This window comes from Streptomyces mashuensis (assembly GCF_014654785.1).
Lineage (GTDB): Bacteria > Actinomycetota > Actinomycetes > Streptomycetales > Streptomycetaceae > Streptomyces > Streptomyces mashuensis.
This window is the reverse complement of record NZ_BNBD01000006.1, coordinates 235,881-256,322: the sequence shown is the minus strand read 5'-3', so window position 1 is coordinate 256,322 and position 20,442 is coordinate 235,881. Positions and strand designations below refer to the sequence as shown.

14 protein-coding genes are annotated in these 20,442 nt (G+C 69.8%); 9 read left to right on the top strand and 5 right to left on the bottom strand.

Annotated elements, in window-relative coordinates; genetic code table 11:
* Positions 1 to 21: 21 nt before the first annotated feature.
* Positions 22 to 462: a methylmalonyl-CoA epimerase gene (gene mce / locus IE305_RS17585; protein WP_190130559.1), complete on the bottom strand. Its 441-nt coding sequence runs from the start codon at positions 460 to 462 to the stop codon at positions 22 to 24.
* 137 nt (positions 463 to 599) lie between these two features.
* Between mce and IE305_RS17580 the strand changes: the two genes are divergently transcribed.
* The 4 genes from IE305_RS17580 to IE305_RS17565 all read left to right on the top strand — a co-directional run bounded on the left by IE305_RS17580 (position 600) and on the right by IE305_RS17565 (position 12,895).
* Positions 600 to 1,826, top strand: coding sequence for an acetyl-CoA C-acetyltransferase (locus IE305_RS17580; protein ID WP_190130558.1), 1,227 nt, complete (start codon positions 600 to 602; stop codon positions 1,824 to 1,826).
* Between the two features lie 25 nt (positions 1,827 to 1,851).
* Entirely contained in the window at positions 1,852 to 2,808 is a 957-nt protein-coding gene (gene meaB / locus IE305_RS17575) for a methylmalonyl Co-A mutase-associated GTPase MeaB (protein WP_190130557.1), read from the top strand.
* A 261-nt stretch (positions 2,809 to 3,069) separates the two neighbouring features.
* Positions 3,070 to 5,844 (top strand): LamG-like jellyroll fold domain-containing protein, encoded by a 2,775-nt coding sequence (locus IE305_RS17570; RefSeq protein ID WP_190130556.1) that lies wholly within the window; start codon positions 3,070 to 3,072, stop codon positions 5,842 to 5,844.
* Between the two features lie 130 nt (positions 5,845 to 5,974).
* Positions 5,975 to 12,895: a polymorphic toxin-type HINT domain-containing protein gene (locus tag IE305_RS17565; RefSeq protein ID WP_190130555.1), complete on the top strand. Its 6,921-nt coding sequence runs from the start codon at positions 5,975 to 5,977 to the stop codon at positions 12,893 to 12,895.
* Between the two features lie 1,122 nt (positions 12,896 to 14,017).
* Here IE305_RS17565 and IE305_RS17560 read toward each other — a convergent pair.
* From IE305_RS17560 to IE305_RS17545, 4 genes are all read right to left on the bottom strand, one after another.
* The gene (locus IE305_RS17560; RefSeq protein WP_190130554.1) at positions 14,018 to 14,494 is read right to left on the bottom strand and encodes a MarR family winged helix-turn-helix transcriptional regulator; all 477 of its coding nucleotides are present in this window, start codon (positions 14,492 to 14,494) and stop codon (positions 14,018 to 14,020) included.
* A 109-nt stretch (positions 14,495 to 14,603) separates the two neighbouring features.
* The gene (locus IE305_RS17555) at positions 14,604 to 15,377 is read right to left on the bottom strand and encodes an AIM24 family protein (RefSeq protein ID WP_190130553.1); all 774 of its coding nucleotides are present in this window, start codon (positions 15,375 to 15,377) and stop codon (positions 14,604 to 14,606) included.
* The gene (locus IE305_RS17550; protein ID WP_190130552.1) at positions 15,374 to 16,024 is read right to left on the bottom strand and encodes an AIM24 family protein; all 651 of its coding nucleotides are present in this window, start codon (positions 16,022 to 16,024) and stop codon (positions 15,374 to 15,376) included. Before IE305_RS17550 ends, IE305_RS17555 begins: the two co-directional genes overlap by 4 nt.
* The gene (locus IE305_RS17545) at positions 16,024 to 16,662 is read right to left on the bottom strand and encodes an AIM24 family protein (RefSeq protein WP_190130551.1); all 639 of its coding nucleotides are present in this window, start codon (positions 16,660 to 16,662) and stop codon (positions 16,024 to 16,026) included. The genes IE305_RS17550 and IE305_RS17545 overlap by 1 nt, the downstream gene beginning before the upstream one ends.
* 164 nt (positions 16,663 to 16,826) lie before the next feature.
* Here IE305_RS17545 and IE305_RS17540 point away from each other — a divergent pair, with 164 nt between their 5' ends.
* The 5 genes from IE305_RS17540 to icmA all read left to right on the top strand — a co-directional run bounded on the left by IE305_RS17540 (position 16,827) and on the right by icmA (position 20,344).
* Positions 16,827 to 17,171 carry a DUF3817 domain-containing protein gene (locus tag IE305_RS17540; protein ID WP_190130550.1) on the top strand — a complete coding sequence of 115 codons (345 nt, stop codon included), beginning with the start codon at positions 16,827 to 16,829 and terminating at the stop codon, positions 17,169 to 17,171.
* A complete protein-coding gene (locus IE305_RS17535) occupies positions 17,168 to 17,458 on the top strand; it encodes an MTH1187 family thiamine-binding protein (RefSeq protein WP_190130549.1) in 291 nt (96 codons plus the stop codon). The genes IE305_RS17540 and IE305_RS17535 overlap by 4 nt, the downstream gene beginning before the upstream one ends.
* A 117-nt stretch (positions 17,459 to 17,575) precedes the next feature.
* Complete coding sequence (locus tag IE305_RS17530) at positions 17,576 to 18,106, top strand: MarR family winged helix-turn-helix transcriptional regulator (protein ID WP_190130548.1); 531 nt, start codon at positions 17,576 to 17,578, stop codon at positions 18,104 to 18,106.
* A gap of 48 nt (positions 18,107 to 18,154) precedes the next feature.
* Entirely contained in the window at positions 18,155 to 18,493 is a 339-nt protein-coding gene (locus tag IE305_RS17525; RefSeq protein WP_190130547.1) for a DUF3817 domain-containing protein, read from the top strand.
* 150 nt (positions 18,494 to 18,643) lie between these two features.
* A complete protein-coding gene (gene icmA, locus IE305_RS17520; protein WP_190130546.1) occupies positions 18,644 to 20,344 on the top strand; it encodes a coenzyme B12-dependent isobutyryl-CoA mutase large subunit in 1,701 nt (566 codons plus the stop codon).
* The last annotated feature ends 98 nt before the right edge of the window (positions 20,345 to 20,442 follow it).

Below are 20,442 nucleotides of genomic sequence, written 5' to 3'. Positions count from 1 at the left end.
ACCGGCCGGGGGAGGGGAGGGTCAGTGCTCCGCCCGGGGGCCGGGCGCAGAGGTGACGAGTTCCGTCAGCACACCGTGACAGTCCTTGGGGTGCAGAAACGTGATGCGCGAGTCCATCGAGCCGCGCCGCGGCTCGTCGTAGAGGACCCGGACGCCCTTGCCCCGGATGGCGGCGGCGTCCCCGTCCACGTCCGCGGTGCCGAACGCGATGTGGTGGACACCCTCCCCGTTCTTCGCGAGCCACTTGCCCACCGGTGAGTCCTCCCGGATGGGCTCCAGCAGCTGGAGGTACGAGGCCCCGCCGTCCGAGGTCTCGTTGATCTTCAGCATGGCCTCGCGGACGCCCTGCTCCTCGTTGACCTCGGTGTGCAACACCTCGAAGCCGTACGTGGCACGGTAGAACTCGACGGTCCGGTCGAGGTCGAAGCAGGCGATCCCGATGTGGTCGATGCGCGTCAGCATGGAACCAGTGCACCGCTCGCGCGGGCGGTTACGCAACGTGCGCGCGATCACACTCGCGGCCCGGTGACCGCACGGGTACGCCTCAGTACATTGACGGGAACCACCGTTAACCTCCTCGTCCCGAAGGAGCAGCGCCCATGTCAGCCACGAACGGAACCGCGGGGGACCCCGCCACCACCTCCGTCATCGTCGCCGGTGCCCGGACGCCCATGGGCCGGCTGATGGGGTCGCTGCGCTCCTTCTCGGGCGCCGAGCTGGGCGGCGTGGCCATCAAGGCCGCGCTGGACCGCGCCGGCATAGGAGGGGACCAGGTCCAGTACGTCATCATGGGCCAGGTGCTCCAGGCCGGCGCCGGCCAGATCCCGGCCCGCCAGGCGGCCGTCAAGGCGGGCATCCCCATGTCCGTCCCCGCACTCACCGTCAACAAGGTGTGTCTCTCCGGCCTCGACGCCATCGCCCTGGCCGACCAGCTCATCCGCGCGGGCGAGTTCGACATCGTGGTGGCCGGCGGCCAGGAGTCCATGACCAACGCGCCCCACCTGCTGCCGAAGTCCCGCGAGGGCTTCAAGTACGGCGCCGTCGAGATGCTCGACGCCATGGCCCACGACGGCCTGACCGACTTCGCCGAGAACATCCCCATGGGCGCCTCCACCGAGAAGCACAACGCCCGCCTCGGCATCGGCCGCACCGAGCAGGACGAGATCGCCGCCCTCTCCCACCAGCGGGCCGCCGCCGCCCAGAAGAACGGCATCTTCGAGGCCGAGATCACCCCCGTGGAGATCCCGCAGCGCAAGGGCGAGCCGGTCGTCTTCAGCAAGGACGAGGGCGTCCGCCCGGAGACCACCGCCGAGTCGCTCGGCAAGCTGCGCCCCGCCTTCGACCGCGACGGCACCATCACCGCCGGCTCCGCCTCGCAGATCTCCGACGGCGCCGCCGCCGTCGTCGTGATGCGCAAGTCCAAGGCCGAGGAGCTGGGCCTGGCCTGGATCGCCGAGATCGGCGCCCACGGCAACGTCGCCGGCCCGGACAACTCCCTCCAGTCGCAGCCGTCCAACGCCATCCGGCACGCTCTCGCCAAGGAGGGCCTGGGCGTGGACGACCTCGACCTGATCGAGATCAACGAGGCGTTCGCCGCGGTCGCCGTCCAGTCAATGAGGGATTTGGGCGTATCGCCGGAAAAGGTGAACGTCAACGGCGGCGCCATTGCGCTCGGCCACCCCATCGGCATGTCCGGTGCGCGTCTGGTGCTGCACCTGGCGCTGGAACTGAAGCGGCGCGGCGGCGGCGTCGGCGCGGCGGCCCTGTGCGGCGGCGGCGGCCAGGGCGACGCGCTGATCCTCCGCGTGCCGGGCAACGGCAACTGACGGCGACCGAGGAGCGGAGTTGACCATGGTGGACGTCCCCACGCTGGTGGAACAGGCCCGTGAGGGCCGGCCCCGGGCGGTGGCCCGGCTGATCTCACTGGTCGAGGGGGCGTCCCCGCAACTGCGCGAGGTGATGGCGGCGCTGGCGCCCCTCACCGGCGGCGCGTACGTCGTCGGCCTCACCGGCTCACCGGGCGTCGGCAAGTCCACGTCGACGTCCGCGCTGGTCACCGCGTACCGCCGGATGGGCAAGCGGGTCGGCGTCCTCGCCGTCGACCCGTCGTCCCCGTTCTCCGGCGGCGCGCTGCTCGGCGACCGCGTACGGATGTCGGAGCACGCCTCCGACCCCGGCGTCTACATCCGCTCCATGGCCACCCGCGGCCACCTCGGCGGCCTGGCCTGGGCCGCCCCGCAGGCCATCCGTGTCCTGGACGCGGCGGGCTGCGACGTGATCCTCGTCGAGACGGTCGGCGTCGGCCAGTCCGAGGTCGAGATCGCCTCCCAGGCCGACACCTGCGTGGTGCTCCTCGCCCCCGGCATGGGCGACGGCATCCAGGCCGCCAAGGCGGGCATCCTCGAGATCGGCGACGTGTACGTCGTCAACAAGGCCGACCGCGACGGCGCCGACGCCACGGCCCGCGAGCTCAACCACATGCTGGGCCTGGGCGAGTCCCGCGCCCCGGGCGACTGGCGCCCGCCCATCGTCAAAACGGTGGCCGCCCGCGGCGAGGGCATCGACGAGGTCGTCGAGGCCCTGGAGAAGCACCGCGCCTGGATGGAAGAACACGGCACCCTGACGGACCGCCGCCTCCACCGCGCCACCCGCGAGGTCGAAACCCTCGCGGTCACCACCCTCCGCGCCCGCCTCGCCGACCTCCACGGCGACCGCCGCGCCACAACCCTGGCCGAACGCGTGGTGGCAGGCGAACTCGACCCGTACACGGCGGCGGACGAACTGGTGGCGGGGTTGACGGAGGGCTGAGACGGAGCGGGTGGCGCATTTGTAGTGGCGCGATTACGCAACGTGACGCACGCCACATGCCTGCATGTCCGCATATGCGGCTTATGTCCTCATGGCGTGACTCTGTGTAGATCGACACGGGCCATGGCCCTTCATAGGCTTCAGCTCTTACTTTTTCCATAACTGGGGGGAAGTGTGGGCAAATTGAAGCGACGAAGATCGGGCCCGACCCGTAGGGCGGGAGGGGGTGGTGTCCTCCTCGCCCTCGCGCTGACCGCGGGCGTGGCGCCACCTCTGGCCGCCGCGGACGCCCGGGCGGCGGACGGCTCCGGCCCCCGCGCCGTCACGGAAGGGGCACCGGATCCCTCTCCCGGGCAGCGAGCCCTCGACGAGGCCCGGGCGACCGGCCACCGCGTCGAAGTGGTGCAGGAACGCTCGGAGACCGAGCAGGTGTTCGCCAATCCGAGTGGCACCTTCACGGCCGAGCAGACGGCACAGCCCCAGCGCGTCCGGCAGGCGGACGGGTCGTGGCAGCCGGTGGACGCCGGCCTGGTACGCCGGCAGGACGGGTCCATCGGCCCGCGGTCCGCCGTCGTGGACATGTCCTTTTCCGGCGGGGGCACGGACCAGCCGCTGATCAGGATGGCCAAGGGAGACACATCCCTGGCGCTGCGGTGGCCCGGGAAGCTTCCCGAGCCCCGCCTGAACGGCACGACCGCTGAATACGCGGAGGTCATGCCGGGTGTGGACCTCAAGGTCGATGCCACCGTGACCGGATACTCGTACGCCCTGGTCGTCAAGACCGCCGAGGCCGCGAAGAACCCGGAGCTGCGCCGGATCGAGCTCGCCACCGACACCAAGGGCCTGAGCCTCACGACGGACAGCAGCGGCCTGCACGCCCTGGACGGCAAGGGCGCGAAGGTGTTCTCGGGGCCTCCCGCACGCATGTGGGACTCCTCCGGCCGTCCCGCGCCGGCGGCGCCGGGAGCGGCACCGGCGACGACCCCGGCCCCCGGCGACAAGGTGGCCACCATGGCCATGTCCGTCCAAAAGGGGGCCGTCACCGTCGTACCGGACCAGGCACTGCTGACCGGGCCGGGCACCAGGTACCCGGTGTACATCGATCCGCCGACCGACGACATGACCCAGGTCGAGTGGCTCTACGTGAGCAGCAGCAGCCCCGACACGTCGTTCCTCAAGGACGAGCGCCAAGGGCGCGGCGTCGGCTACTGCTCGTACGCGCAGACCGGCGAGGGCCTGGCGGTGTGCAGCCGCGACTCGTACGTCGACCGCATGTACTTCAAGTTCAGTACGAGCGGCTGGAAGGGCCGGAAGATCCGCAAGGCGACCTTCTCGGCCGAGGAGACGTTCTCGTTCTCCTGCACCCCGACCTGGGTGGACCTGGCGCTGGTCGACGAGAAGAAGATCGGCAAGGACACCACCTGGAACAACAAGCCGGTCGACGGCGACCTCATGGTGGACCGCAAGGTCGCCTACGGCAGGGGTGACCAGTGCCCGTCCGCACGGGTCGAGTTCTACGACAACCCGGCGGAGAAGAACGAGAACCTCACTCCGACCGTCGTGAAGAAGGCCGCCACCGGCGAGCCCATCGCGTTCTCGCTGACGGCGAGCGACGAGAAGGACCCCTACTCGTGGAAGCGCTTCCGCGGCAGTGACGCGAAGCTGTCCATCGAGTACAACACCCCGCCGGCCAAGCCCACCGACGAGCGGACGAGCAACCCGGCCACGGGCTGCGAACGCGGCAGCGGACGGCCCTGGATCCGTACCGGCACGCCCACCATGCTGGTCAAGGGAACGGACGACGACCACCAGAACCTGAAGGCGACCTTCCGGGTGTGGAACGCCCTCCCCGAGAAGCCCATGGTCTTCGAGGGCACGGACGGCTACCACGCCCAGGGCGACTTCCGTTCCACCATCGCGCAGGGCAAGCTGCAGCACGGCCAGGCCTACAAGTGGCACGCCGGCACCACCGACGGGATCGACGACAGCACCGAGTGGTCCGACTACTGCGAATTCGGGGTGGACACCGAGGCGCCCGCCACCAAGCCGGCCGTGACCTCCCGTGACTTCCCCGCCGAGCAGGAAGGAAAGAAGGCCGGCCAGCCCGGCTCCTTCACCTTCTCCGCCAACGGCGTCCGCGACTCCGCGTACGGCAACGACATCGCGTACTACGAGTGGGCGATCGGCGACGACGAACCGGCCAACCGGGCGGTCCCGTCCCGGACCGGCGGGGACGCCACGGTGGACATCACCCCGACGACGTTCGGCCCCAACGTCCTGTACGCCCGCAGCGTCGACCGCGCGGGCAACCGCGGCCCCCTGACGACGTACGTCTTCAAGGCGGTGCGCCCCTGCCCGGACGAGCTCACGGACGGCTGCTCGGCGGCCACCTACCACCTCGACCAGGTGGCCTCCGGCACCAGCCCGGACAGCAGCGGCAAGAACCGCTCGCTCGGCGTCACGGGCGCCACCTCGGTGGCCGGCCGCAAGGCAGCGAGCCGGCCCGACGACAAGGCCCTGCGGTTCAACGGGACGAGTGACTATGCGAAGGCCACGTCCCCCGTGGACACCCGCCAGGCCTTCACGGTCAGTGCCTGGGTCCGTCCGACGGGCGTCGACCACAACGGGACGGTGCTCAGCCAGTCGGGCGAGCACGTGTTCGGCCCTGCCCTGTACTACTCGACCACGTTCCAGCGCTGGGTCTTCGGTCGTATGGCTGCCGACAAGGCCGCCTCGACGACGGACGACCTGAAGCGGGCCATGGCCGTCAGCGAGCGGCCGGCGCGCCTGAACGAGTGGACCCATCTGACGGGGACCTACGACCCCCAGGCCAGGAAGATCCAGCTGTATGTGAACGGCGTCATGGAGGGGGAGGCGTCCTTCGACGCCGTCATCGACGCCCGCCAGGGGCTGGAGCTGGGCCGTTCCCGCTGGAACGACCAGTGGGACAACTTCTTCGCCGGCGACGTCGACGACGTGCGCGTGCACGCCGGACGGCTGTCGGACCGCGACATCGCCTACCTGGCCACACCCTGACCGCAGTTCCGCGGCAGGAGGAACACCATCACCACCGAACCGTGCCCGGGAGCACCCGCTCCCGGGCGCGCGGTCCGGCCTGCCCTGACCCGGCGGGCCGTGGAGGGGAGCAGCCGTGCAACACGGCTTGATGACACGCAACGACTACCGGAGACGGCGCGCGCGCAGATGGCGCGCGTCCCTCTCCACCGCCCTGGCGAGCGCCCTGGCGGCCACCCTTCTGCAGGGCGTCCCGGCCGCCTGGGCACAGTCCCGGGACGACCGGCGGCCCGAGACCCAGAGCATGAAGTCCGTCCCCGTCACCGGGGTCGGGATGAAACCGGCACCGGTCGACGAGGCGGCCCAGGCCGCCAAGAAGCCCCTGCCCAAGGTCGAGTGGCCCCGGGCCGCCTCGGCCGAGGCCGTTCTGGCCCCCGCGAAGCAGGGGCTGGCGGCCGGCCGGGCCTCCGCGAAGGTACGGGTGGGCTCACTGCCCGTACGGGTGAGCACCCCGGCCTCGCCGAAGCCCGAGCGGGCGGCGCAGGCGTTCGGGGCGGCCCCGTCGGGCAGACCGGCGGACGCCGCACCGGGCAAGGTGCGCATCGAGGTGCTCGACCGCAAGTCCACCCGCAAGGCGGGGGTCGACGGAATCCTGCTCAAGGTGACGCGGGCGGACGGCGGCACGTCGGCCGCGCCGGTGAACCTGGAGGTCGACTACGCGAAGTTCGCCGGCGCGTACGGCGGGGACTGGGCCTCGCGCCTGTCCCTGTCCGTGCTGCCGGGATGCGCGGTCAACGGCTCGGCGGCCGTCTGCCGGGACCGCAAGCCGCTCAGGACGCACAACAGCCTCCGTGGTGCCACGCTCACCGCGGACGTGGTGGCGCAGCCGGCGGCGACAGCCTCCCTGGCCGCCGGCGCGGGCGGTCAGCTGGTCGCGCTGAGCGCCGGGGCGTCCGGCGCCGCGGGAAGCTACGGGGCGACCTCGCTGACGCCCTCGGGCAGCTGGCAGATGGCCGGCAACACCGGCAGCTTCTCCTGGCAGTACCCGCTGCGGGTGCCGCCCGCCGTCGCCGGGCCCTCGCCCAAGCTGGCGATCAACTACAACTCCGGCAGCATCGACGGCCGGGTCGGGTCCACCAACAACCAGCCCTCCTGGGTCGGTGAGGGCTTCGACCTGTCGGTCGGCTTCATCGAACGCGCCTACCAGTCGTGCAAGGACGACGGGTTCGACACGGAGGGCGAGGAGAAGTACGACCAGTGCTGGCACTCCGACAACGCGGTCATGAACTTCGGCGGCCGCAACGGGGAGCTGGTCAAGAAGTCCGACGGAACCTGGCGGCTGAAGGCCGACGACGGCACCCGCATCGAGCGGAGGACCGGCGGTTCCAACGACGACAACGATGGTGAGTACTGGGTCGTCACGACCACCGACGGCACGCGCTACTACTTCGGCAAGGGCAAGCGGTTCGCCCAGGACCCGGAGAACACCCGCTCCGCATGGACGACGGCGGTCTACGGCGACGACAAGGGCGAGCCGTGCCACGCCGACGCGTTCAAGGACTCCCGCTGCCAGCAGGCGTGGCGCTGGAACCTCGACTACGTCGTGGACGTGCACGGCAACTCCATGACGTACTTCTGGGACACCGAGAAGAATCGTTACGGCGCCAACCGCGACGACACCTCCGTCTCCTACGACCGCGGCGGCTACCTCAAGCGCGTCGAGTACGGCACCCGCGAGGGCGAGGAGCGCTCCGGCAAGGCCCCGTCGCAGGTCGTCTTCACCGTGGACGAGCGGTGCACCGGCGACGCCGCCGGCTGCCGGCCGGACGGCCTGAAGGAGGACACGGCCAAGCGCTGGCCCGACGTCCCCTTCGACCAGATCTGCACCGACGACAAGCACTGCAAGGACCAGTGGTCGCCGAGCTTCTTCACCCGGAAGCGCCTGACCAAGGTCACCACACAGGTCCTCAAGGGCAACGCCTACCAGGACGTCGACGAGTGGACGCTGGACCACTCCTTCCCCACCCCCGGTGACGGCCTGACCGGCGGCCTGTGGCTGAAGTCCATCGGGCACACCGGCAAGGCCCAGGGCTCGACCGTCACCCTGCCCAGGACCATCTTCTACGGCACCCAGCTCACCGGCCGCGTCGACAAGTCCTTCGACGACCGCCCGGCGATGGTCAAGTGGCGCATCCGGGCCATCCAGTCGGAGTCCGGCGGCACCGTCTCGGTCAACTACAAGCCGGCCGAGTGCACCCCGTCCTCCCTGCCCGACCCCGCCGACAACACCAAGCGCTGCTTCCCGTCCTTCTGGTCCAAGTCCGGATCGATCGGCGAGAAGGAGGACTGGTTCCACAAGTACGTCGTCGACTACGTCGTCGAGGACGGCCGGCTGGCCAACGGCACCAACAAGGTGACCCGCTACGACTACCTCGGCGGCGCGGCCTGGCACTACGACGACAGCGAGATCGTCAAGACGAAGAACAAGACCTGGAGCCAGTGGCGCGGCTTCCAGAAGATCCGCACCGTCGTCGGCGACACCGGCACCAAGCAGCTCCGCACCGAGTCCACCTACCTGCGGGGCATGGACGGCGACCGCGCCAACAAGGACGGCGGCACCGAATCCGTCACGGTCAAGGCCAGTGACGGCACCGCCGTCAAGGACCAGGACCGGTTCCAGGGATTCGTCCTCGAGCAGCGGCAGTTCAACGGCAGCTTCGACGACTCCGCCGAGGTCGGCGGCAAGGTCAGCACGCCCTGGATCTCCGAGCCCACCGCCGTCGAGGGCGACGACAAGGCCACCCTCACGGGAACGGCCAGGACCGTCGTCCGCACGGCGCTGGACAAGGGAGTGCGCCGCACCGGCATCGAGCACACCTACGACGAGTACGGCATGCTCAAGTCGTCCTCCGACTTCGGCGACATGGGCGCGGACGGCCGCAACCAGGGCGACGACGCCAAGGACGACACCTGCACCACGTACGAGTACACCCGCAACACCGACGTCAACCTCCTGACGCTGGTCAAGCGCACCGCGACCACGTCGAAGGCGTGCGGAGCGGCCACGGGCCCCTCCGACGCGATCTCCGAGGTGCGCACCAGCTACGACCACGGCGCCTACGGCGCGGCACCCACCAAGGGCGACGTCACCCGTACGGAGGAGCTCAAGGGCTTCGACGGTGACACGCCGCAGTTCCTCACGGTCTCCGAGAGCGACTACGACGTCCACGGCCGGGTGACCTCCACCACCGACGTCGGCAAGCGCAGGACCACCACCGCGTACACCCCCGCCACCGGCGGCCCCGTCACCGGCATGACGGTCACCGATGCGCTGGGCCGCAAGGTGACGTCCACCGTGGAGCCGTCCTTCGGCCTGGTGACCGGCAGCGTGGACGCCAACAAGCTGCGTACCGACCTCGTCTACGACGGCCTCGGCCGCCTGCTCAAGGTCTGGCTGCCCGGCCGCGACAAGGCCAGGGACCTGCCCAACTCGGAGTACGCCTACCAGATCCGCAACGACGGCCCGAACGTCGTCACGACCAGGTCGCTGATCCCCAACGGCGACGTGAAGATCAGCCACCAGCTCAACGACGGCCTGCTGCGGCCGGTGCAGAGCCAGGGCCCGACCCCCAACGGCGGCCGCGTCGTCTCCGACACGGTCTACGACTCGCGGGGCCTGTCCGTGAAGTCCGTCGGCCCGTACTACAACGCCTCGAACCCCGACACCTCCGTCGTCGACCCCTCCGCCTCGGCGGACGGCGCCCCGACGGAGACCGAGACCGTCTACGACGCCGCCGGGCGCGCGACCGACTCGATCCTGCGGGTCAAGGGCAAGGAGAAGTGGCGCACCACCACCGCGTACCACGGTGACCACACCGACGTCACCCCGCCGGCCGGTGAGACGCCGCGCACCACGTACACCAACGCCCAGGGCCTGACCACGAAGCTCCTGGAGTACAAGGGGCCGACGCCCACGGGCGACGCCGACGTCACCACCTACACGTACGACCGCACCTGGCAGCTGGCGTCCGTCGAGGCCCCCAGCGGCGACCGCTGGACCTACGAGTACGACGTACGGGGCCGGCAGACGGTGTCCGTGGACCCGGACAAGGGCCGCACCGAGCTCGGCTACAACGACCTGGACCAGGTCGTCAGCGCCACCGACGCCCGGGGCCGGACCCTGACGTTCCAGTACGACCTGCTGGGCCGCCCGACCGGCACCTTCGAGGGCAGGACCCAGCTGACCGCGCTCACCTACGACACCGCCCCCAACGGTGTCGGACGGCCCGCCAGCTCCACCCGCTTCGTGAAGGACCCGCGGGCGGCGGAACCCCAGGCGTACACGACGGTCGTCGACGCCTACGACACCGCCGGCCACCCGACGAAGACCACGGTCAAGATCCCGAAGGTGGAGGGCAAGCTCGCGGGCGAGTACTCCACCTCGACCACCTACAACCCCGACGGTTCCGTCAAGACGGCCACCCTTCCCGCCGGCGGCGGTCTCCCGGCCGAGACGATCTCCACCGGCTACAACCTGGTGGGCAAGCCCACCTTCACCTACGGTCTGGACGACTACGTCCGCGAGACGAAGTACTCCAACTTCGGCGAGACCCTTCAGATGGAGCACGGCCTGTCCAGTGGCGCCAAGCGCACCTGGCGGACCAACTTCTACGAGGAGGGCACCCGCCGGCTCCAGCGCACCAGGCTGGACCGCGAGGGCGTCACGGACGCCGACTCCGACGTCACGTACACGTACGACGCGGCGGGCAACACCACCAGGATCGCCGACACGCCGACCAATCACCCGGCCGACGTGCAATGCTTCCGCTACGACTACCTGCGCCGGCTCACCGACGCCTGGGCACAGGGCGCCGTCGACTGCGCCGACGACCCGGCCAAGGCGGCCCTCGGCGGCCCGGCCCCCTACCGGCAGTCCTTCGAGTACGACGTCGCCGGCAACCGCACCAAGGAGACCACCTACGCCACCACGCCGGGCGGCACCCAGACCACGAAGGTCTACCACCCGCGCGGCAAGGGCAACGCCCCCTCGCACGCCATCGACTCGGTCGACGTCACCGAGACCACCGGCGGCAAGACCATCCAGACGAGGGACACCTACGAGTACGACGCCGTCGGCAACACCACGGCACGCAAGCTCGGCACCAACCCCAAGCAGTCCCTGACCTGGGACACCGAGGGCCGGCTGAGCCAACTCGCCACCGAGGACGGCAAGACCACCTCCTTCCTGTACGACGCGGGCGGCAACCGGCTGCTGCGCCGGGACCCGGTGAACAACACGGTGACCCTCTACCTGGGCGCCATGGAACTCACCCTCGACGCGAAGGACACCGTCAGCGGCACCCGCTACTACGCCTACAACGGCCAGCAGATAGCGGTCCGCACGCCCAAGGGCGTCACCTGGCTGGCCGGCGGCCAGAACGGCACCGCCGAACTCGCCGTCGACGCCAGGACCCAGGGCCTCACCCAGCGGCGCACCCTGCCGTTCGGCGGCCCGCGCGACGCCAAGCCGGCCGCGTGGCCCACGGACAAGGGCTTCGTCGGCGGAACCATGGACTCGACGGGCCTGATCCACCTGGGCGCCCGCGAGTACGACCCGTCGACCGGCCGCTTCCTGTCGGTGGACCCGGTCGTCGACTACACCGACCCGCAGCAGCTCCACGGCTACCTCTACGGCCGCAACAACCCCCTCGGCTTCCCGGACCCCTCCGGCATGTTCTGGGGGCTGGACTGGGACGACTGGGAGGACATCGGCCACGGCGCACTCGACGTGATCGGCATGGTCCCGGTCGTCGGCGAATGGGCCGACGCGGCCAACGGCCTCTGGTACCTGGGCGAGGGCGACTACGTCAACGCGGGCCTGTCCTTCGCCTCGGCGATCCCGATCGCCGGGTACGCGGCGACCGCGGTGAAGGGCACCAAGTACGTCGAGGAGGGCGTCGAGGCGGCCAAGGCCGTGGAGAAGACCGAGGAAGCGGTCGAGGACACGGTGAAGGCGGCCGACAAGGTCGAGGACGTGGTCGAGGGCGCGGCGAAGACGGAGGACGTGGCCCAGGACGTGGCCAAGGCCGCGGAGGAGGCCACCCCGCCGCCGGCCCCGAAGCCGAAGCCCGAACCCGAACCGGAGATGCCGGCCGAGCCGAAGTCCAAGCCCGCCCTCGCGGCGGAGAAGGGCGACCCGGTCTCCAGCGGCAAGGCCCCGGACGGCGGCGGCAAGGCGAAGTCCAAGAGCGACGGCGACGGCGGCGGCTCGAAGGCGACCAGCTGCGAGAACAGCTTCGTGCCCGGCACGGAGGTCGTCCTCGCGGACGGCTCGGTCAAGCCGATCGAGAAGCTCGAACTCGGCGACGAGGTCCTGGCCACCGACCCGGAGAAGGGCACGACGGAGGCCAAGCCCGTCACGGCCACGATCGAGGGCCACGGCACCAAGCAACTGGTGAAGCTCACCGTCGACACGGACGGCGACAAGGGCCCGGCCACCGACACCATCACCGCCACCGGCAACCACCCGTTCTGGCTCCCGGAGCTCAAGAAGTGGGTCACGGCCGACCAACTGGAGCCGGGCCAGTGGCTGCGCACCGCGTCGGGTACGTGGGTCCAGATCACGGCGGTGCAGGGGTGGACCCAGCAGGCGACGGTCCACAACCTGACGGTGGACGGGGTCCACACGTACTACGTGGTGGCGGGGGCGACGCCGGTCCTCGTTCACAACTGCGGCGACGTATCGATTTACAGGACGCCGAAGGTGGATGACATGGCTCATGAAATGGAGCGCGGTCCGAACCCGGCATCCCATCAAGAGGGCGACGCATCGGTCTACTTTGGGGAAAAGAGCGTGGCGGCCGAATATCAGGGTCGGGGCTCTTACGCTAAGGGTTCCATTCGGTATGAGATGCATGAAGATTTTGCCAAGGAGTTCGCTGATGTAAAGTTCCGCTATGACCGGCAAGGGCCCGGCGGTTCGGCGAGGTTCGAGTTCGTGATTCCTGTGGCGCGACTCGAACGCTTCAATGAACTGACTCTGCGCAGAGTATGGGAACCGAAGGCTGGATGAAGTGACCGTACTGGTTGACCAGGAAGTCGATGTAACCGTAGTCGCCGTTCTCGCATGGGGGGTGGCTGTCGAGACAGGAGATGGTGAGCGCGGCTTCATTGACAATCTCAAGATCCCTCTCGGGCCTGACGGCGTGAGTTGTCGAGAGGTTGGAAATCCGTTGCGGGTCGTCGTTCTCGATGATTCCAGGACTCCCTTCAGGGGAAGTCTCCTTCGGGAGGATTTTTCGCTGGCTCGCGAGTCGAGGCGGCGCGAGCGGTAACCTGCTGAAGCGCGTTGCAACTCCATCCCGTGAAGCCCCGTCAGCTTTGTTCTGGCGGGGCTTCCGGGCTGGGTGACGGCAGTAGCTGACGAAGTCGACATGAACGGGAGCCCGGCCAGTCATGAACGCTTGCCGTGCTCGGGAAGAGTTTCAGGTCGTGAAGCTGGGTCTCGAGGAAAGTCGTGAGATGGAGGCGGTGAGTCTCAACAGGTTTGTGCCCACCGCCAGAGGTGCCCTTGCTTGGGAGGCCGGCTCGTACGACGACCGGCTGGTGGGACGACGAAGAGGGCTGGTCCCGGACGGCGAGACGGAAGACCCAGCGGTATGGCGGTGTCGCCCCTCTGTTGCATCCGTGACAAGGTTTCCGAGCTCTATGAGCTGTTGCTCAGAGCGGGACGGGGATGAATGGAGAGTGGGAGGCGAAGCCATGATGTCCGGACTCAGGGCCGGGGCCTGGCTTCCGGGACGTTCCCGGCGGCCCCCGTGTCCGGCACGCCGACGGCTACTGCCACTTCGGGGAGTGAAGGGATGATTTTGCCGTGACCGCTACCCCTGAGCAGCGAGCCGCGTTGCGGCGCATTCGGGAAGTGCGCTCGAAGCGGCCGGCGAACGGGGAAGAGAGCGAGGCATTTGCAGCCTGGAGAGAGGCTTTCGCAGATGCTCTTCGTGACGTCTCCCAGGTGTTGCCCCACGCTGTGGATCGCCGGCAGGCGTTGAGCGAGTCGGAAGCGGCGCGCGCAGAGGCTGATCACATTCGTCGCCGACTGCTGAACCGGGATTCGGGGGAAGCGGGAAGGTGAAGAGAGATCGAAAGGTCCGCCGGATTCCTCCGGCGGACCTTTCGGCGTGACTATGAACCCTCAGCCCTTCCCTCGCGTGGCTCGCAAATGCTCCGCCACCGGGGTCAGGGAGTCGCGGAGGGCCTTGAGGTCTTCCGGGGACAGGAGGTCGATGAAGTGTTCGCGGACCGAGGCGACGTGGTGGGGGGCGACCTTGCGCATGGTTTCCCAGCCCTGGTCCGTGAGGACCGCGAAGAGGCCGCGGCGGTCGGACTCGCAGTTCTCGCGGCGGACGAGGCCGGCGTTCTCCATTCGGGTGATCTGGTGCGAGAGGCGGCTCTTGGACTGGAGGGTGGCCGTGGCGAGGTCGCTCATGCGCATCCGGTGGTCCTTCGACTCCGAGAGGTTGACCAGGATCTCGTAGTCGTTGTTGGTGAGGCCGAACGGCTGCAGATCCCGTTCGAGCTGGTGCATCAGCAGCCGGCTCACCTCGAGGTGGGCACGCCAGGCGCGCTGTTCCTCTTCGCTGAGCCAGCGGGTGCCGTTCTGGGTGTCCATAGATGGATTCTACCTAAGAAGTTGAAATGCTAACCAATTGGGGGTTGGTCGCCGTCGCCGGCAAAGTGACAGGTCAAGCGTTCGACCGTCACCCTGCGCAGACTACCGCTCACAGCCCGAAACGGCGCTGGAGGTCGCCGAGCTGACCCGGAAGACGCGGCATTGGCTGATTCCCGTGGCCCCCGCCCCCGCCCGGCACCCCGGCCTCGTCCGGCGGGCCCTCGCCCGTGGGGGCCTCCGCCATCAGCTGCTCCGTCGACTGGAGCAGCACCGTGCCCGCGCCCACGAACTCGAACTGGTGCTCCTCGCCCGACGCGCCCCCCAGCCCCGTCAGCCGCCGCACCCCGCCCATGACGCCGCGCAGGTACTGGTGGTCGTAGTGGTGGCACGGCGACGGGCAGTCCGCCCAGCCCACCAGCGCCTGCGGGTCCACCCGGATCGGCGGCTCCACGAAGACCACCGGCCCGTTCGACGCCGCCACGAACTTCCCCGTCCCGATCAGCGTCAGGAACCCCGGCACGATCGACTGCTTCAGCGACAGCGACGGCTCGAACGCCAGCAGGTTCCCCGACCGCACCGTCAGGTTGCCGTCCTCCAGGTCGTACGAGTTCACGTCGAAGGACCGGTCGGCCAGCAGCATCTTGCCCTGCCCCTCGGCCACCACCCAGTCCGCGGCGTGCAGCGGCGAGTGGAAGCTCCCCGCGATCAGCCGGTCCAGTGGGCCGTGCCCGATGCCGTGGAAGTCGATCCGCCCGTAGTAGGCGATCATCTTCCCCTTCTGCAGGAACCACTTGCTGCCCTTGAGCTCCACACTGAAGGCGTACGGATTGACGTTGTCGTCGACCGGCAGCGTGGTCGCGTCGTGGATCACCGGGCCGTTCACAGCTTCTCCTCCGATGCCTGCACGTACACCGTGCCGTTGCCGGACAGCTCCAGGCGGAACGCCTCGCCCGAGCCGCGGCCCACCACCTCGCGCCAGCCGAGCGCCGCCGACAGCTTGTTGCGGACGTCGCCGCGGTGCGCCACGTACGCCTGCGGGTCGACGACCACGGGGCGGTGCGGGGTGATCGGCAGCTCGATGACGCCACCGTGCGCCATCACCGCCACCGCGCCGTGGCCCTTGAGGGTCGTGGTGAACAGGCCCTGGCCGGTCACCTGGCCGCGCACGATGCCCATGACGCCGCCCTGCGAGCCCATGAACATCGTCCCCTGCTGGAGCGTCCCGTCGAACGCCAGCAGCCGGTCCGCCTCCACGTACAGCGTGTCGCCCGACAGCTCCACCACGTGCACGTGGTGACCGCCGTGGCCGAACATCACCGTGCCGCTGCCCTCCACCGCCATCAGCGGGGTCGCCTCGTTGGCCACGCGGCGGCCGATCATCCCCATGACGCCGCCCTGGCCGCCGGTGATACTCGGCGTGAACGACACCTCGCCGCGGTACGCGAGCATCGCCCCGCGCTGGCTGAACAGCCGCTGCCCGGGGACGACCTGGGCCTCGACCATGCGGGAGTTGAGAAGCCGGAACGGCATCACACCTCACCCCCGATGGTGTTGCGCTCGCTCGGCTGCACGTACACCAGCCCCTCGCCCTCGAAGCGGATCTGGAACGCCTCGCCCGAGCCCTCGCCCAGGAAGGTCCGGAAGTTCACGCCCGACTGGAAGTGCTGCCGCAGCCGGCCGGTGTGCGCGATGTACGCGCCCGGGTCCACCTGGAGCGGCAGCTGCGGCGTCACCCGCAGCACGATCGCCGTGCCGTCGGAGAGGATCGCCGCCTGGCCCGTGCCCTCCACCGTCGTGGTGAACAGGCCGTTGCCCTGCGAGGCGCCCCGCAGGCCCGTGAAGGTCGTCCCCGTGCGCAGCGACGCCTCGGTGCACAGCAGGTTGCTGGCCTCGACGTAGAGCGTCTCGCCGTGCAGCGAGACCAGGTTGATCTCGCTCGCCCGGTCGGCGAAGTAGCAGGTGCCGTGCCCCTTCACCTCCATCACTTCCATCTGCTCGCCGGTGAGCCGGCGCGTCATCATCCCGCGCAGGCCGTCACCGCCGCCCGTCAACTTCTTGAACGTCATCTCGCCCTCGTACGCGACCATCGAGCCGTTCTTGGCCTTGACCGCGTCGCCCGCCATGTCGACGGCGAGGACCTTGCTCCCGTGGAGCCGAAACTGAGCCACGGCGGAGACCGTAGCGGGCGGACATACGCCTCCAACAGGCCCCCACTGACCGGAAGGCACCCGGATCCGGTGATCGGCGCCGGGGCTGCGACAATGGGGACGCTTGTGAACGCCGTCACAAGCAGTCATCGATCCGTACCGCCACGCGACCGAAAGGTGCCCCCGTGGACCTCAAGACCGCCTCCGCCCTGCGCCGGCTCCGCCTTGTCTCCGTCCCGGAGGCCGTTTCCTGGCTGCTCCTGATCGTCTGCATCGTGCTGAAGAACACGACGTCGTTCAACGCCGTGCCCGTCATGGGCTGGGTGCACGGCATCGCGTTCATCTTCTACGTCGTCTTCCTGCTCGACGCCTGGAACCGCACCAAGTGGCTCTGGACCCGGGCCGCCCTGATCTTCATCCTGTCGATCGTCCCCACCGGCGGCTTCTTCGCCGACCGCATGCTGCGCCGCGAGACCGAGGCGCAGGTCATCGCCGCCCGTGCGCGCAAGGAAAGCGTGGTCAACGCATGATCGTCGCCTTTTCCGTGACGCCGCTGGGCGTCGGTGAGGACGTGGGGCAGTACGTCGCCGACGCCGTCCGTGTCGTCCGCGAGTCCGGGCTGCCCAACCGCACCGATGCGATGTTCACCTCGCTCGAGGGCGAGTGGGACGAGGTGATGGACGTCGTCCGGCGGGCCGTCGCCGCCGTCGAGGCCCGCTGCGGGCGCGTCTCGCTCGTACTGAAGGCCGACATCCGGCCGGGTGTGACGGACGGGCTGACGTCGAAGGTGGAGACCGTGGAGCGGTATCTCGCCTGACGCGTTCCCGACCCGTTTCCCGACCGGTCCTCGCGATCATGTGCCGCCGCGGGCCCGGCCGTTCCGGATCACGGACGGCCGGGCCCGCGGTGCGGGCACCCGGGTAGGCTCGGTGGCGTGCCCAAGCCCCTCAGCCTCCCCTTCGATCCGATCGCCCGCGCCGACGAGCTGTGGAAGCAGCGCTGGGGGTCGGTGCCGTCCATGGCGGCGATCACCTCGGTGATGCGTGCCCACCAGATCCTGCTGGGGCAGGTCGACGCGGTGGTCCGGCCCTACGGGCTGACATTCGCGCGGTACGAGGCGCTCGTGCTGCTGACCTTCTCGCGGGCGGGCGAGCTGCCGATGTCGAAGATCGGCGAGCGGCTGATGGTGCACCCCACGTCGGTGACCAACACCGTGGACCGCCTGGTCGCCCAGGGCCTGGTCGCCAAGCGCCGCAACCCCAACGACGGCCGCGGCACGCTCGCGTCGATCACCGACAAGGGGCGCGAGGTGGTCGAGTCGGCCACGCGCGACCTGATGGCCATGGACTTCGGGCTGGGCGCGTACGACGCGGAGGAGTGCGGCGAGATCTTCCGGCTGCTGCGGCCGCTGCGGGTCGCGTCGGGTGACTTCACCGACGCGGACGAGGGTACGGAGCAGGGCTAGCGCGGGGTGGCGAAGATCGCCCCGGTAGATGCCGTTACGCTCGCTGTCATGAAATCCAGCGTGCTCACCCGTTACCGCGTGATGGCCTACGTGACCGGCGTCCTGCTCGTCCTCCTCTGCCTCGGCGTGATCGCCAAGTACGGCCTGGACATGGACGGTGCCGCGTCGTTCACCAAGGTCGTGGGCATCGCGCACGGCTGGCTGTTCGTGATCTACCTGGTCTTCGCCTTCGACCTCGGCTCCAAGGCGAAGTGGCCGGTCGGCAGGCAGCTGTGGGTGCTCATCGCCGGCACGATCCCGCTGGCCGCGTTTTTCGTCGAGCGCCAGGTCGTCGCCGAGGTCCGGCCGCTGGTCGCCACCACGCCGGCCGACGCCGTGAGTGCCTGACGCCGTGAGCGCCTGACGCGCCTCCCGGGAGCCCCGGACACGCCGCCCCTTGTGGCCCCTTGTGTCCGGGGCACTCTTGCGCGAAAATTTAGTAGGACGTCCTACTAAATTTTCGCGGGGCAACGGGGCACGGAGAGGCGACACACCACCATGGACGCAGCAGCCATCGCAGCGGGGCGCAGCCGCTGGCAGGCACGGTTCGACGCCGCGCGCACGCGCGACGCGGACTTCACCACCCTCTCCGGCGCCGAGGTCGAGCCCGTCTACGGACCGCGTCCCGGCGACGTCTACGAGGGCTTCGAGCGCATCGGCTGGCCCGGCGAGTACCCCTTCACGCGGGGCCTGTACGCCACCGGCTACCGGGGGCGGACGTGGACCATCCGCCAGTTCGCCGGCTTCGGCAACGCCGAGCAGACCAACGAGCGGTACAAGATGATCCTCGCCGCCGGCGGCGGCGGGCTCAGCGTGGCCTTCGACATGCCCACCCTCATGGGCCGCGACTCGGACGACCCGCGCTCGCTGGGCGAGGTCGGCCACTGCGGCGTGGCGATCGACTCCGCCGCCGACATGGAGGTGCTGTTCCGGGACATCCCGCTCGGCGACGTCACCACGTCGATGACGATCAGCGGCCCGGCCGTCCCCGTCTTCTGCATGTACCTGGTGGCCGCCGAGCGGCAGGGCGCCGACCCGCGCGTCCTCAACGGCACGCTCCAGACGGACATCTTCAAGGAGTACATCGCGCAGAAGGAGTGGCTGTTCGCGCCCGAGCCGCACCTGCGCCTCATCGGCGACCTGATGGAGCACTGCACGCGCCACATCCCCGCGTACAAGCCGCTGTCGGTCTCCGGCTACCACATCCGCGAGGCGGGGGCCACGGCCGCGCAGGAGCTGGCGTACACGCTGGCCGACGGCTTCGGGTACGTCGAGCTGGGCCTGTCGCGGGGCCTGGACGTGGACACGTTCGCGCCGGGCCTGTCGTTCTTCTTCGACGCGCACGTCGACTTCTTCGAGGAGATCGCCAAGTTCCGGGCGGCCCGCCGCATCTGGGCCCGCTGGATGAAGGAGGTCTACGGCGCGCAGACGGAGAAGGCGCAGTGGCTGCGCTTCCACACGCAGACCGCCGGCGTGTCGCTCACGGCGCAGCAGCCGTACAACAACGTCGTGCGGACGGCCGTGGAGGCCCTGGCGGCCGTGCTCGGCGGCACCAACTCGCTGCACACCAACGCCCTCGACGAGACCCTCGCCCTCCCCAGCGAGCAGGCCGCGGAGATCGCGCTGCGCACCCAGCAGGTGCTGATGGAGGAGACCGGCGTGGCCAACGTCGCCGACCCGCTGGGCGGCTCGTGGTACGTCGAGCAGCTCACGGACCGCATCGAGGCCGAGGCCGAGAAGATCTTCGAGCAGATCAAGGAGCGCGGCCTGCGCGCCCACCCGGACGGCAAGCACCCCATCGGGCCCATCACGTCCGGCATCCTGCGCGGCATCGAGGACGGCTGGTTCACCGGCGAGATCGCCGAGAGCGCCTTCCGCTACCAGCAGGCCCTGGAGAAGGGCGAGAAGCGCGTCGTCGGCGTCAACTGCCACGAGGGCTCGGTCACCGGCGACCTGGAGATCCTCCGGGTGAGCCACGAGGTGGAGCGCGAGCAGGTGCGGGTGCTGGCCGGCCGCAAGGCGGCGCGCGACGACGTGGCGGTGCGGGCCGCCCTGGACGCCATGCTGGCCGCGGCCCGCGACGGCTCGAACATGATCGAGCCGATGCTGGAGGCGGTGCGCGCCGAGGCGACCCTCGGCGAGATCTGCGACGCCCTGCGCGACGAGTGGGGCGTGTACGTGGAGCCGGCGGGCTTCTGAGCCCCTCCCGCGCGCCGATACGGGCTCCCCGGTGACCGGGGGGCCCGTACGCGTACCTGTGGGCGGGCGTCCGTACGCGCATCCGTGGGCGGGCGTCC

What these genes read in the sequence shown, in the direction of transcription:
- mce (WP_190130559.1), bottom strand. Translation starts at nt 462, where the DNA reads ATGCTGACGCGCATCGACCACATCGGGATCGCCTGCTTCGACCTCGAC.
- IE305_RS17580 (WP_190130558.1), top strand. Translation starts at nt 600, where the DNA reads ATGTCAGCCACGAACGGAACCGCGGGGGACCCCGCCACCACCTCCGTC.
- meaB (WP_190130557.1), top strand. Translation starts at nt 1,852, where the DNA reads ATGGTGGACGTCCCCACGCTGGTGGAACAGGCCCGTGAGGGCCGGCCC.
- IE305_RS17565 (WP_190130555.1), top strand. Translation starts at nt 5,975, where the DNA reads ATGACACGCAACGACTACCGGAGACGGCGCGCGCGCAGATGGCGCGCG.
- IE305_RS17560 (WP_190130554.1), bottom strand. Translation starts at nt 14,494, where the DNA reads ATGGACACCCAGAACGGCACCCGCTGGCTCAGCGAAGAGGAACAGCGC.
- IE305_RS17550 (WP_190130552.1), bottom strand. Translation starts at nt 16,024, where the DNA reads ATGCCGTTCCGGCTTCTCAACTCCCGCATGGTCGAGGCCCAGGTCGTC.
- IE305_RS17535 (WP_190130549.1), top strand. Translation starts at nt 17,168, where the DNA reads ATGATCGTCGCCTTTTCCGTGACGCCGCTGGGCGTCGGTGAGGACGTG.
- IE305_RS17525 (WP_190130547.1), top strand. Translation starts at nt 18,155, where the DNA reads ATGAAATCCAGCGTGCTCACCCGTTACCGCGTGATGGCCTACGTGACC.
- icmA (WP_190130546.1), top strand. Translation starts at nt 18,644, where the DNA reads ATGGACGCAGCAGCCATCGCAGCGGGGCGCAGCCGCTGGCAGGCACGG.